This window comes from Archangium lipolyticum, from assembly GCF_024623785.1.
Taxonomy (GTDB): Bacteria; Myxococcota; Myxococcia; order Myxococcales; family Myxococcaceae; genus Archangium; species Archangium lipolyticum.
Genome location: NZ_JANKBZ010000004.1, coordinates 414196 through 426914, shown reverse-complemented (window position 1 = coordinate 426914; position 12719 = coordinate 414196). Strand labels below are relative to the sequence as shown.

Genomic DNA, 12719 nt, shown 5'->3' with positions numbered 1-12719 from the left:
GGGTTGGATGCCTGACAAATGCAGCGTGGTGTCTCTCGGGAAACAACCCTCACGATTCCCCAATCTGCTCCAGGGCGCAGGCGCTAATCTCTCGCATCACCAGAGATCCGAAAACCGTCCCGAATACGGAGTCCTTTATGCGCCCGGAGCTGAGCGGAGCGTCGAAGTGGCCGTGGCAGAACCTCGTCTTCGAGGGAGGGGGCGTCAAGGGCGTCGCATACTGTGGAGCCATGCGGGTCCTCGAGGAGGAAGGCATCTACCCCCAGCGCATCGTGCGGGTCGCGGGCGCGAGCGTCGGGAGCCTGTGCGCGACCTGGACCGCGCTGGGGTTCTCCTCGCGGGAGATGGCCAGGATCTTGAAGTCGACCGACTTCACCTGGCTCATGCGCGACGCGCGCCTGGGGATGCTCGGCGGAATCGTCAATATCTTTCGTTCTTTCGGGATGAACCCTGGCGCGCGCCTGCTCGAGTTCGTCGGAGAGCATATCGCGTCGCTGACAGGCTCCAAGGACTTGACCTTCGCGCAGCTCCTCGAGCGGACCGGCCGGGAGCTGTGCGTGCCGATCACCAACGTGTCCCGGATGAGCGTCGAGTACTGTCATCCCAAGACGACGCCGAACATGCCGGTGCGGGTCGCCGTCACCATCAGCATGTCCCTCCCGGTGCTCATGCGGCCGTACCGGGTCTTCCGGACGCTCGGCACGGGCACTGATTCCTGGAACGAGGAAGACCTCTACACGGACGGCGGTGTCCTCCTCAACTACCCCTTACGCGCCTTCGATGGTTGGTGGCTCTCGATGCGTCCCGAGGACACCTTCCTGCGCCGGCTGCAGCCCTTCTCTCAGATTGAGCAGCTCGCCGATCCGGCGAGGACGTTCTCTCCGCCCAACCCGGCGACGCTGGGGTTCACCGCGTTCAGTGCCGATGACCGGGATATCACGTCCTCCTGGTGCCCCGATGCCGCCAGCCCGCCGCCTCGCCCGGATACCAAACTCTCCCGGGCGCGCAAGGCGAGGGATGTCGTCATCCAGAAGCGGGACGCCAGGATCGCGGCCCTGGAGAGCGCCTTCGTCAGGCTCATGGAGGCCCTGGCGAACGTCGAGCGCAGCGGAGACGGGCGGATCAGCCGGAAGGAGTGTCAGGACCTCTTCACGAGCGGCAAGTTCTCGGGAGATGACGCCGTCCTCCTCTTTGGCTCGACCCACGTGCAGGACATCTTCACGCAGCTCGACGCGAGCGGAGATGGCTTCGTGGACATGGGGGAGCTCCAGAAGTTCATGGATGCGCGCAACCTCGACCTCACCACCCGCTTGACGGGAGGCTTCCGCACCAAGACCCTCTCCGTGGGCGACTTCATGTCGAACCTGCTCGACACCATCCTCACCACCAGTCAGCGCAAGGATCTGCGGAAGGAGGACCGGGACCGCACGGTGCCGATCAACACCGACTACATCGGCACGGCGGACTTCCGCCTCATGGATGCCGACTTCGACTTCCTGGTGGAGACGGGTGCGCGTTACACCCGGGCCTTCCTGGATGCCCACGCGGTGTCGAGCCAGGAGCTCGCGGCGGACCAGCCCGAGTCCACGCCCTACCACTGAGTTCCCAGGGCTGGACGGAGGGGCGCAAACACGGCTTGATGGCAAATCGTGTCTTCCCAGGTTATTTGACCAGCGAGGAGGCATACAAGCCTGCTCACGCATGGACGCTGAACCCACATCGTTCACCGCCCCTGTGCTGACCATCACCGCCGTGGAGAGAGTTTCATGCGAACGTTGTCGATGACCTTCATCCTCGCCACCCTCCTGTGGGGTTGTAGCAACCAGACCCCGGATCCCACGGGCGAGCCCCTCACCGACGCGGGCATCCGCGACGCGGGCGTCCCGGAGGAACCCCTTCCCAGCGGACCCCCGGTCGATACGGAGCCGCCCAACGTGCCCGAATTCAGCCCGGCCTTCCCCGGTCAGACGCGCGCCCCGGCCATCAAGACGAAGACGGCCTTCCAGGTCACCGAGATTGCCTCGGGCTTCAAGAATCCCTGGGCCATCGCCTTCCTGCCCGACCAGCGCATGCTGGTGACGGAGAAGGCCACCGGCTCGCTCTACATCGTCACGCCGCAGGGCGCGAAGTCCCCCGCCGTCGCGGGTCTGCCGCCCGTGGATATCCGCGGGCAGGGCGGTCTGCTCGACGTGGAGATCGGTCCCGACTACGCCCAGAGCGGCCTCATCTACTGGACCTATTACGAGCCGCGCCAGGGTGGCAATGGCCTGGCGGTCGCGCGCGCGAAGCTCGTGGACGGCGCGCAGCCTCGCGTGGAGGGCCTGCAGGTCATCTTCCGGATGATGCCCACGCTCGAGTCGACCCTGCACGCGGGCGGACGGCTCGTGTTCACCCCCGACAACAAGCTGTTCGTCACCCTCGGTGAGCGCTCCATCCTCGAGGGCCGGGTCCAGGCGCGGGACGTGAAGAGCCACTTCGGCAAGGTGGTCCGCATCAATCCCGATGGCTCGGTGCCCCAGGACAACCCCTTCGTGAACACCCCGGGGGCCAAGCCGGAGATCTGGTCGGTGGGTCACCGCAACATCCTGGCGGCGGCGCTCGACAGCCAGAAGCGGCTGTGGATCGCGGACATGGGGCCGCGCGGGGGTGACGAGCTCAACCTGCCGGAGTCCGGCAAGGACTACGGCTGGCCCACCATCGGCTACGGCGAGGAGTACAACGGCAATCCCATCCACCAGAGCCCCCAGGGCGAGGGCATGGAGCAGCCCGTGTACTACTGGGATCCGGTGATCGCCCCGTCGGGCATGACCATCTACACCGGGGACCTCTTCCCCGAGTGGCGGAACAACGTCTTCATCGGCGGACTGGCCAGCCAGGCGCTGGTGCGGCTCATGATGAGGAATGACCGCGTGGTGGGCGAGGAGCGGCTGCTCACGGAGTTGAAGGCGCGCGTGCGCGAGGTGGTGCAGGGTCCCGAGGGCGCGCTCTACCTGCTCACCGACGCCGCCGACGGCAAGCTGCTCAAGCTCACGCCGCGCTGACGTCCCACGTCACTCCCTGGTTGGAGCCGGGTGAAGGGAGGCGTTCCGTTCGACGCCTCCCTGTGCCCGTGCCCTGGCCGGGCTAGATCGCCTTGGCGCCTGCCAGGGCAATGCGGGCGACCTCGCCGCGGAGCGTCTCCTCGGTCTGTCCATTCGCCCAGCCCGTATGGCCCGCCAGGGTATGGCCCGCCTCCTTGTTGGCCGCGATCGCCGCGCCCTGCTTGAGGTTCGCGAAGACCTCCACCAGCCTGGCCTTGCCGATCTTGCGGATGTTGCCCAGCGTCACATTGACGAGACGGTCGATCTCCCCCTTCAGGACCGCCTCGGTCTGGCCCCGGGCCCACTGACGGTGCACCTCCACATCCGTCGCCGTCTTGCCATCAGACACCTGCCAGGCGTTCTTGACGTAGGCGAACACGCTGGCCTGCTGCTCCTTGGTGATCGCCGGGCCCCCGGTGAAGAACGAGGTCTGCGCCCGAGCCTCCCCGGAGAACAGGAACAACACACCCAGCACCGCCATCGGCCCGACAACGTGACGAAGCGAAACCATGGACTCTCTCTTTCCTGCGTTGTGTTTGATACCGCGAGCCGCCGCATAGCAGGGAGTGTGCCAATACGGCCGTTGGAGCTGTGTCTCCTCTGGCCAAGGGACAGCGCCTCGGCACCCGAGCGCTTCCGACGTGTCGGCGGGCCGCGTTGACGTGTCAGCGGACCGCGCTGACGTGTCCGCACGTCGAGACCGCACTGCGTGGTGATGTGAGCGCTCTGGCCGGTTTGCAGCTTCACACAGGACACCACTTGGAGGAGTGCGGCGGTGGGAGTTGGAGTAGACCCTCGCCCCATGCCCGTTCCGCTCCGCCGTGCCCTCTCCGCCACAGCCCTGACGGCCCTGCTCCTGCCGCTCGGGTGCTCCACTGCCCTCACCACCCGACGCGAGGATGAGAAGCGTATGAGCTCCCATGACGACGTTCCCAAGCAAGCCCCCCGTTGGGGCATCGTCATCCACGGGGGCGCGGGCGTCATCAAGCGCGAGTCCCTCACCGCCGAGCGCGAGGCGGCCGTCCGCGCCGTCCTCACCGAGGCCCTCCAGGCGGGCCATTCCGTCCTCGCGAAGGGTGGCACCAGCCTGGATGCCGTCACCGCGGCCATCCGCGTCATGGAGGACTCGCCCCTCTTCAACGCGGGCAAGGGCGCCGTCTTCACGCATGACGGGAAGAACGAGCTCGACGCCGCCATCATGAACGGACGCACCCGCGAGGCTGGTTCCGTGGCGGGCCTGCGTCACGTGAAGAACCCCATCACGCTCGCGAGGGCCGTGATGGAGAAGTCCCCGCACGTGATGATGATCGGCGAGGGCGCCGAGGAGTTCGCGAAGCAGCAGGGCGTGGAGCTCGTGCCCGAGAGCTACTTCTATACGGAGGAGCGCTGGCAGGCCCTGCAGCGCGCCCTGGAGGCGGAGAAGAAGCAGCAGCAGGCGCCGCCCGAGCAGGGCCAGCCCCAGGGGCCCTCCACCTTCTACGAGACACCCGCCGGGAGCGACCACAAGTTTGGCACGGTGGGTGCGGTGGCGCTCGACCAGGCTGGCAACCTCGCCGCGGGCACCTCCACCGGTGGCATGACGAACAAGCGGTTTGGCCGCGTGGGTGATGCACCCATCATTGGCGCTGGCACCTATGCCGACCCGCGCTGCGCCGTCTCCGCCACCGGCCACGGCGAGTACTTCATCCGCTACGGCGTGGCCCGCGACATCTGCGCCCGCGTCGAGTACCAGGACCTGCCGGTCCTCGAGGCCGCCAACCACGTCGTGCTGGACGTGCTGGTGAAGGCCGGTGGCGAGGGCGGTGTCATCGCCATGGACAGTCAGGGCAACATCGCCACGCCCTTCAACTCGGCGGGCATGTACCGCGGCTACATGGGACCGGAGGGGACTCCCTCCGTCGCCATCTTCAAGGACAAGGAGGAGTGACAACGCGGGGGGTCTCACCTGAAACGGGCCGTGGATTCGCGTTGCATCGGATTGTGAGGCACTGATCGAGGTTCGATCCGCGTCATCGCAACCGTGGAACAGGAGTACACGTGCACCGGTACCTTCGCTATTCATTGGCTCCCTTGTTGGCCGGCCTGCTCTCGCTCGCCGGCTGTGACCCGCACGAAGACCCCCGCCCGGGCGGTTCCGACGCCGGCACGAGTTCCGACGCCGGCACGGGCACGGATGCCGGGCCCGGCGACACGACCCCCTTCATCCGGATCCACTACCGCCTCCAGGGAGGTGGAGATCCCAAGACGTGGGGCGTGCACTTCTGGGGCGCCGGCTCCACGTCTCCCGAGTGGGGGGCGCCGCGGATGTTCGACAAGACGGACGACTTCGGCGCGTATACCGACGTGAAGGTCAGCGTGACGGCGGACTCGGACGAGGCCTTGTTGGGCGTCATCCCCGTCCAGTGCTCGGGCGGCAACTGCAAGAGGGACATCGAGACGAGCGTGCGCTTCGCCGACCTCTTCAAGGACGCGGCCACTCCGAACATCGCCGAGTGCTGGATCACCCAGGGGCAGGCCGTCCAGACGACGAAGCCCGCCTCGAGCAAGCCGGCGTTCAAGGTCCTCCGGGCGAAGGACTTCATCGACCTGGGCAACGGTGGCGTCCGTCTGATGTTCCATGCGGCGGAGGGCTCGTCGGGCTCGGTGCGGTACGGGACGGCTCGCGACGCACTGGACCAGGAAGTCACGTGGGCGGCGGCCGACGACATCAACAAGAAGGGCCTGCTCATCACCGGGCTCACCCCGGGCAAGACGGTCTATTACAAGGTCCACTCGACCCTGCGGACCGCGACGGAGGTACTGACCGACGAGACGCCCGTGCTCGAGCTCCAGCCCCTCCAGTTCCCGACGATCTCCAACGAGACCGACTGGGCGACGTGGGGGAGCAAGGGAATCATGTATCAGCTCATCGTCCGCACGTTCGCGGATGGTGGCGCGCCCAAGGCGGTCTCCGACTCCAGCGGGGAGAGTGGCATCGACCCGTCCACGAGAGATGGCGTGGGAGATCTCGTGGGCCTCAAGAGCATGCTGCCCTATCTGAAGCAGCTCGGAGTCGATGCGATCTGGATGACGCCCGTGTTCAAGGCGAAGAGCTACCATGGGTACGACACGACCGACTTCTATGACATCGACCCGGTGCTCGGCACGCGGAAGGACTTCACGGACCTCACGGCGGCCGCGGACACCCTGGGCATCCACATCATCCTGGACCTCGTGCAGAACCACGTCGCCGATGTGAATCCCTGGTTCGTGGCGGGCTCGAATCCGAAGGATCCCCAGTTCGCGAAGTATCACGACTGGTTCGTCTGGTCGGATGAGCACTCGAACATGCTGGCCGACAAGCACCCCTGGGACGACTCGGCCGTCGTGTGGGCCTGCAAGAACTATATGTGCTACCACCAGATCTTCGGCGCGGCGATGCCGGAGCTCAACTTCCGCAACCCGGAAGTGCGCGCCGAGATGAAGAAGATCGCCGAGTTCTGGATCACGCTCGGAGCGGACGGCTTCCGCCTCGACGCCTCGAAGCACATCGATCAGTTCGACGACAACCATGGGATCGCGCTCGCCACGCACGGCACGCACGTGTGGTGGAAGGAGTTCAATTCCTTCGTCAAGAAGGGCGTCTCCCTGCCCGCGGGTGCGCCCCCGGTGCTCCTGGCCGGAGAGAACCGCTGGGACGAGCCGCGCCTCATCGGGAACATGGTTCCGTACGCCAGCGACATGGATTCGCAGTTCGACTTCCCGTTCCGAGGCCTCGTCAGCAACTTCCTGCGCGGGGAGGTCGGTGACGATGCCGACTTCGTGAAGTACGTCCAGGCTCTCCATCAGGCGGCCGGCGATACGGCGGCCGGCGGCAATCCGAACCACTACTTCGAGCGCTTCCTGTCGAACCACGATCTGAACCGGCCGGCGACGGACATCGAGGACGCGGGAGGCCTGGTCTTCGCGATGCAGAAGCAGGCGGCCACCATCGTCTTCACGGTGCCCGGGATGCCCGTCCTCTATTACGGCGAGGAGTTCGGCAAGAAGGGCAAGGCGGACAAGTTCCTCGGCAACGAGAGCTGGGAGCGCGGCGAGTTCGTCCGCGAGCCCATGAGCTGGTTCCAGAAGGTGAGCTTCACCGGCGACAAGCAGTCGTCGTGGGACATCGACTTCGCCCGGACGAACGCCGCCAATGCGGAGCTCGGGCTCCCCGTGGGGATCTGCAAGGCGCCCAATCCGGAGTACCCCTACATCAAGTACATGTCGGAGGATGACCCGCACTCGTGGGCCGCCCAGAAGGATGACCCGGACAGCCTCTTCAACTACTACAAGAAGCTCATCGCCATCCGGAAGGCGAACGCGCTCTTCACCGACTCGCGCACGCGGTTCGAGACGGTCCAGAACACCGCCGAGACGTTCGAGTACACCCTCTCGAAGGACGGCAAGACCCTGACGGTGGTCTTGAACCGTCTGCCCGAGCCGCGGAAGATCTCCCGCCCGTCGGAGGCCACGGACCTGCTCACCGGCACGAAGGGCACGTCTTTCGACGTGCCGGAGTTCGGTGCGTTGATCCTCCAATAGGCCCGCCGGACGCCCTCACGCCGAGGCCCAGGGTGCTCCGCCCTGGGCCCCGGCCAGGGCCCAGCGCTCCAGCTCCTGTTGCGGCATCAACCCGCTGCGTCGCGCCACCTCGCGGCCGCCCGAGAAGACGACGAAGGTGGGAATGCCTCGCACGCCGAGCTGAGCGGAGGCCTGCGGGTTCTCATCGGTGTTCAGCTTGAGGACGAGCAGCCGGCCCGCCTGGGCACGGCCCACGGCGGCGAGGATGGGCGTCGCGGCGCGGCACGGGCCACACCAGGGGGCCCACAAGTCCAACAGGACGGGCACCGGCGAGGCCCTCACCGCCCGCCACAGCCCCTCCCCGTCCACCTCCTGCGGCGCGCCCGACAGGTCGAGCGGGCGCTGGCAACGGCCACAGGTGGGCTGGCCAGGGGGACGGGACTCGGGCACGCGGTTGAAGGCACCACAGGACGAGCATCGGAACATGGGGACCTCCAGGCCTCCTGGTTGAAAGGTAGCGATTCAGTTCACGCAGAATGGATGCCGGGTCGGCCCGCTCGCGCGCTCTGGGGGCGGGCGCGCAGGCTTTGCAGTGCCCTCCCCGGGAACGCAGCTTTTACGGGGGATGGGAGGGGACGGAGGGGTGGAGCGCCGCTTGCACGTTCCACCCCCACGGGGGCCGCCGCTGGCTAGAGTGGCGGCCGACGAAGTGAACCCGAGTTCCCACTGCCCCCCGAGGGCCCGAATCTTCTGGAGCCGATACCATGTCCATCCTCTGTGCCACCCACTTCTCGGACGCCGCGCAGCGAGCGGCCACGGCCGCGGCGGAGCTCGCGCGGAAGATGGACGAGCCCCTCTTCCTGGTGCACGTGCTGCCGGGGGACCTGTCGAGGGCCTTCGGCCAGCCGCTGGTGGACACGGCGAGGGCGGCGCTGACCGACGAGGTGCGCCGGTTGGAGAAGCTGGGCGCGCGGGTGAGCCACCAGCTGCTGACGGGTGAGTCGGCGGTGGAGCTGGCGCGCTTCGCGGAGGAGAAGGGCGTGTCGCTGGTGGTGACGGCGGGGCCCACGAGCGCCTCGCCCTTCCTGGGGCTGGGCGGCACGGTGGACCGGCTGGCCACGACGCTGCCGGTGCCGCTGCTGGTGGTGAGGGACGCGGAGCCCTTCGAGGCCTGGGTGAAGGGCGAGCGCCCGTTGAAGGTGATGCTGGGGGTGGATCGCTCGCAGACGTACATGGTGGCGCGCGACTGGGTGAAGGGCCTGCGGAAGTATGGCGCGGTGGAGGTGGTGGCGGCGCGGGTGTACTGGGCGAACGAGGAGTACGAGCGCTTCGGCCTGCCGCACCCGATGGTCTTCCAGCAGGTGACGCCGGAGCTGTCGCGCGCGCTGGAGCAGGAGGTGCGCTCGCTGGTGACGTCGCTGGACGCGGAGGGCCAGCCGGTGCGGGTGCGGCTGGAGCCGGGCCTGGGGCGCATCGCGGACCACCTGGTGGCGATCGCCGCGGACGAGAAGGCGGACGTGGTGGTGGTGGGCACGCACCAGCGGCGCGCGCTGGGCAAGCTGTGGAGTGTGTCGCACCATGCGCTGCGGCTGGCGAAGATGTCGGTGGTGAGCGTGCCGGTGATGACGGAGCGGACCGTGGAGGGGGTGGTGCCCACGCTGCGCTCGGTGCTGGTGGCCACGGACTTCTCGGACACGGGCAACCAGGCCATTCCCCATGCCTTCTCGCTGCTGCCCGGGGGCGGCACGGTGCACGTGTTGCATGTGAGTGACAAGGTGGTGGACCGGGAGCGGGAGCAGGAGCTGAAGCAGCGGCTCCAGCAACTGCTGCCCCGGGACGCGGAGGGCCACGGGCGCAAGGTGGAGCTGCTGGTGCTGTCGGACGGGAGCTCGGCCACGGCGATCCTCAAGACGGCGGAGCGGTTGAGCGTGGACGTCATCTGCGTGGGCGCGCATGGAATCTCTGGGCTGAAGAAGGCGCTGATGGGCTCGGTGGCTCAGGAGGTGATGACGCGCGCCGACCGGCCCGTGCTGGTGGTGCGCCCGCCCAGGGCGTAGGGACGCGTGTGCCCGCCCCCGCCGCGCTCGCCCGGCACGTGGACTGCGTGTGGCGGCGGTGCGGCTCGGCGGGCCCGTGTGGCTCGTCGAGGAAGGCCGTGCAACGCCCCTGCCTGCTGCCGTGGCTGATGGGGGTGCACGGCCTGCTCGATGCTTCCGTGGCCTGGATGGTGTTCGCGGCTTCGCGGTGCGGCTCAGGCCCGCTTCCAGTAGCGCCGGCCATCGGACGAGCGATCGAGGATGCGCGCGTCGTAGAGGTCTCGGCGCAGGAGCGCCCAGTCTCCGAAGGTGTGCAGGTCATTGAGCAGGTCGTTCAGCTCGCTCTCACTCCATTCGGTTCCCGGGAGGCGGGCCGCCAGATAGCGCAGGGCCTCGAGCTGGTCGGTGCGCCTGGAGGGCCAGACCTTCAACCGGCCCTCTTTGTCGAGGTAGTGGGAGAGCTTCTTGGAGACGGAGACACTCGGGTCGTTCATGGCGGGTGTGGGTCCTCTCTTCAAGGCTTCTTCGGCTCCCGAGCATCGAGTTCCGCCTCGATGATGGCGAGCTCGGCTTCGGCTTCGGTGGCACGCGCATCATGTGCGGCGGCTGATTCCGGATCCATCAGGCGCCAATAGGGGACGCTCCATTGCCATGCGGACCGGACATGCTCTCGGGCGGGGCCTTGGAGAAGTTGCTGGCAGCGCGCGGCGTGTTGGAGGACGTGTTCGAGCACGGCGCGTACGGTGCCGCGTATGTCCATTGCGTGCACGACGGTCTGGTGTGCCTGTGAGAAGGCGGAGATGGCCTCATCCAGATGAAGTGCGAGCCTGGAACTGACCTCGGGCAGGGCGTGACATCCGCTTATTTCCTCGGGGAGCTCGAAGTCACAGGGGTGGGTTTCGGTCCCAAAGCTCCATTCGGGCACGGGCACTGTGGGCTCGGTGAGAAGATGTTGAGCGAGTTGCACGGCACGAGGTGCATGGTCCTCCGCATCGTGATTCGCCAGGATGTACAACTCGTACAGCTCGCTCCAGAGCTGGGTGGCCTCCTCCTTGGCTCCCACTGCGGCCTTCTGTATCCGAAGGCGCATGAGCAAATCCCCCAGGTCGGCGTCCAACTCACGGAGCTGGAACTTCAGCTCGAACCAGGGCTCCTCGTTGGAGAGGTCGGGCAGCAGGGTTTCGGTGGGTCGACGCATGGCCATGGCCGTTTCAGAGGCAGGGCAACAACTCGCCGATTTCCTCACCCATCATTCCAGCATTGCCCGTCAGAGTTCCATGTACACTCGCTTCGCCTCCACCGAGTAGAAGCGGGCCTCGGGCAGCACGTACGCGGTGAGCTGCCTTCCATAGACGCACCCCGAGTCCAATCCGATGGCGTGCGGATGTCGTTGCACTCCGCGCAGCGCGTCGTGGCCGAAGATGACGAGCTCGGGCCCCTTCCACAGGCTCGCCCAGGGCTCCCCGTCCTCCAGCCTCTTCGACGGCTCTCCGTCCGGCGTGATGCTGCGCAGGTTGAGCATCAGCTCCGGTTTCTGCTCCTTCAAGGGCACGCCGGGCACCAGCCCTCCGTGCACCACCCGGACGTTCAGCTCGGGGAAATGCAGGTGCAGCGGCAGCGATTCGAGGTACTCCCAGTCCTCGTCCTCCAGCGTGTCCAGCACCTGCTTGTGCTCGCGCTTGAGCTTCTTGCCCTCGGGCATCTTCCCCGCTCGCCAGCGCAGCACGTGCTCGTCGTGGTTGCCCCTCACCGCGAGCATCCCGCCCTCCCTCGCCCGGCGCACCACCCCCGCCGAGTCCGGGCCCTTCGCCACCAGGTCTCCCACCAGCACCACCCGGTCTCCCTTCCGGTAGCGGCACTCCTTCAACAGCGCGTCGAGCTCCTCCGCGCAGCCGTGCACGTCTCCGATGAAGATGGTTCGCGTCATGGTGCTCGTGTCACGGGTGGGGACGACCCTCACCCTAGCCCTCTCCCAGAGGGAGAGGGGACATACACGGATTCAACCCTGGAGGGTGGGGGCGCCTTCCGGCGGCGGTTGCACCTTCCACCTCCGGTGCAGCCACAACCACTGGTCCGGGTAGCGCCGGATGTACTTCTCCAGCACCGCCGTCACCGCCGCCGTGTGCGCCGTGATGGCCTCCTGCCCGCTCACTCCCTCGGGCGGCGGAATGGGTCCCTCGAATTCCAGCCGCATCCTGCGCCCACTCGCGTCCCGCACCCCCATCATCACGAACACCGGCGCCCCTGTGCGCTGCGCCACCACCGCCATCGCAGGTGTCGTGGACGCTGGCCGTCCGAAGAAGGGCACGAACACCGCCGCCTTCGCCGGCAGCGCCTGGTCCAGCAGCATCAGCACCGACTCGCCCAGCTTCACCGCCTCGTTCACCTGCGCGATGGCCCCCTTCGGGTAGATGAGCCCCACCCCCGCCTTCAGCCGGTTGTCCACGATGCGCATGTTCAGCGCCCCCTTCAGCGGGCGCACCAGCGCGTTCAGTGGAATCCCCCGCTGGCACACCAGCTTCCCCGCCCGCTCCCAGTTGCCGAAGTGCGCCGTCACGATGATCGCTCCCTGCCCCTTCGCGACCATCTCCTTCAGCGCTCCCCACGCTCCACCCGCCTCCTCCGGCTCCGCCCACCCCAGCTCCACGTGGTCCTTCTCGTCGATGGACTCGAGCACCACGCGCGTCATGGTGATGTAGGCCCCGAGGGCGATCCTCCGCCGCTCGGCCTCGCCCATGTCGGGGTACGCGTGCCTCAGGTTCTCCAGGGCCACCCGGCGGCGGATGCCCAGGGAGAACGCCAACCACCCCACGAAGCGGGCGAGTGCGTCGCGCGTGGACGCGGGCAGCGCGCACACCACGTCCAGCAGCCGGTTGACGACCCACCCCACCACCGGCCCCGGGCGCTCGCCGAGCACCTGGGTGAGACGGGCGGAAGGAACGGGAAGGCGCGGGGACTCGGGAGCGGAGACAGGGGCGGACACGGCGGCACTCCACCTGGAAGCGGCATGCCAGGCAAGGGGGCTCCCGCCGCCCACCGCTACCTTGCCCGCCCTTCCTGC

11 protein-coding genes are annotated in these 12719 nt (G+C 67.5%); 5 read left to right on the top strand and 6 right to left on the bottom strand.

What is annotated here, in order from left to right; all coding sequences use genetic code 11:
• Positions 1-137: 137 nt before the first annotated feature.
• Together NR810_RS12040 and NR810_RS12035 are read left to right on the top strand one after the other, a co-directional pair.
• The gene (locus NR810_RS12040; RefSeq protein WP_257451586.1) at positions 138-1601 is read left to right on the top strand and encodes a patatin-like phospholipase family protein; all 1464 of its coding nucleotides are present in this window, start codon (positions 138-140) and stop codon (positions 1599-1601) included.
• Between the two features lie 165 nt (positions 1602-1766).
• Positions 1767-3041 carry a PQQ-dependent sugar dehydrogenase gene (locus NR810_RS12035; RefSeq protein ID WP_257451575.1) on the top strand — a complete coding sequence of 425 codons (1275 nt, stop codon included), beginning with the start codon at positions 1767-1769 and terminating at the stop codon, positions 3039-3041.
• Positions 3042-3123: 82 nt separating this feature from the next.
• Here the strand turns inward: NR810_RS12035 and NR810_RS12030 are convergent, their stop codons facing one another.
• The gene (locus tag NR810_RS12030; protein ID WP_257451572.1) at positions 3124-3591 is read right to left on the bottom strand and encodes a hypothetical protein; all 468 of its coding nucleotides are present in this window, start codon (positions 3589-3591) and stop codon (positions 3124-3126) included.
• Positions 3592-3882: 291 nt separating this feature from the next.
• Here NR810_RS12030 and NR810_RS12025 point away from each other — a divergent pair, with 291 nt between their 5' ends.
• Both NR810_RS12025 and NR810_RS12020 read left to right on the top strand, forming a co-directional pair.
• Positions 3883-5007, top strand: coding sequence for an isoaspartyl peptidase/L-asparaginase family protein (locus NR810_RS12025; protein ID WP_257451569.1), 1125 nt, complete (start codon positions 3883-3885; stop codon positions 5005-5007).
• A gap of 110 nt (positions 5008-5117) precedes the next feature.
• Positions 5118-7643, top strand: a complete 2526-nt coding sequence (locus NR810_RS12020; RefSeq protein WP_257451566.1) for an alpha-amylase family glycosyl hydrolase — start codon at positions 5118-5120, stop codon at positions 7641-7643.
• A gap of 15 nt (positions 7644-7658) precedes the next feature.
• Here the strand turns inward: NR810_RS12020 and NR810_RS12015 are convergent, their stop codons facing one another.
• Positions 7659-8108 carry a thioredoxin family protein gene (locus NR810_RS12015; RefSeq protein WP_257451554.1) on the bottom strand — a complete coding sequence of 150 codons (450 nt, stop codon included), beginning with the start codon at positions 8106-8108 and terminating at the stop codon, positions 7659-7661.
• Between the two features lie 278 nt (positions 8109-8386).
• Between NR810_RS12015 and NR810_RS12010 the strand changes: the two genes are divergently transcribed.
• A complete protein-coding gene (locus NR810_RS12010) occupies positions 8387-9679 on the top strand; it encodes a universal stress protein (protein ID WP_257451551.1) in 1293 nt (430 codons plus the stop codon).
• 194 nt (positions 9680-9873) lie between these two features.
• Here NR810_RS12010 and NR810_RS12005 read toward each other — a convergent pair whose 3' ends face one another.
• From NR810_RS12005 to NR810_RS11990, 4 genes are all read right to left on the bottom strand, one after another.
• Positions 9874-10152, bottom strand: coding sequence for a DUF2087 domain-containing protein (locus NR810_RS12005; protein ID WP_257451549.1), 279 nt, complete (start codon positions 10150-10152; stop codon positions 9874-9876).
• Between the two features lie 20 nt (positions 10153-10172).
• Positions 10173-10862 carry a hypothetical protein gene (locus tag NR810_RS12000; protein WP_257451548.1) on the bottom strand — a complete coding sequence of 230 codons (690 nt, stop codon included), beginning with the start codon at positions 10860-10862 and terminating at the stop codon, positions 10173-10175.
• 63 nt (positions 10863-10925) lie between these two features.
• Entirely contained in the window at positions 10926-11585 is a 660-nt protein-coding gene (locus NR810_RS11995) for a metallophosphoesterase (protein ID WP_257451546.1), read from the bottom strand.
• 72 nt (positions 11586-11657) lie between these two features.
• Entirely contained in the window at positions 11658-12641 is a 984-nt protein-coding gene (locus NR810_RS11990) for a lysophospholipid acyltransferase family protein (protein WP_257451544.1), read from the bottom strand.
• Positions 12642-12719 lie beyond the last annotated feature (78 nt).

Excerpts from the sequence above, each read along its gene's own strand:
- NR810_RS11995 (WP_257451546.1), bottom strand. The coding sequence starts at position 11,585 with ATGACGCGAACCATCTTCATCGGAGACGTGCACGGCTGCGCGGAGGAG.
- NR810_RS12025 (WP_257451569.1), top strand. The coding sequence starts at position 3,883 with ATGCCCGTTCCGCTCCGCCGTGCCCTCTCCGCCACAGCCCTGACGGCC.
- NR810_RS12035 (WP_257451575.1), top strand. The coding sequence starts at position 1,767 with ATGCGAACGTTGTCGATGACCTTCATCCTCGCCACCCTCCTGTGGGGT.
- NR810_RS12010 (WP_257451551.1), top strand. The coding sequence starts at position 8,387 with ATGTCCATCCTCTGTGCCACCCACTTCTCGGACGCCGCGCAGCGAGCG.
- NR810_RS12005 (WP_257451549.1), bottom strand. The coding sequence starts at position 10,152 with ATGAACGACCCGAGTGTCTCCGTCTCCAAGAAGCTCTCCCACTACCTC.
- NR810_RS12000 (WP_257451548.1), bottom strand. The coding sequence starts at position 10,862 with ATGGCCATGCGTCGACCCACCGAAACCCTGCTGCCCGACCTCTCCAAC.
- NR810_RS12015 (WP_257451554.1), bottom strand. The coding sequence starts at position 8,108 with ATGTTCCGATGCTCGTCCTGTGGTGCCTTCAACCGCGTGCCCGAGTCC.
- NR810_RS12030 (WP_257451572.1), bottom strand. The coding sequence starts at position 3,591 with ATGGTTTCGCTTCGTCACGTTGTCGGGCCGATGGCGGTGCTGGGTGTG.
- NR810_RS12040 (WP_257451586.1), top strand. The coding sequence starts at position 138 with ATGCGCCCGGAGCTGAGCGGAGCGTCGAAGTGGCCGTGGCAGAACCTC.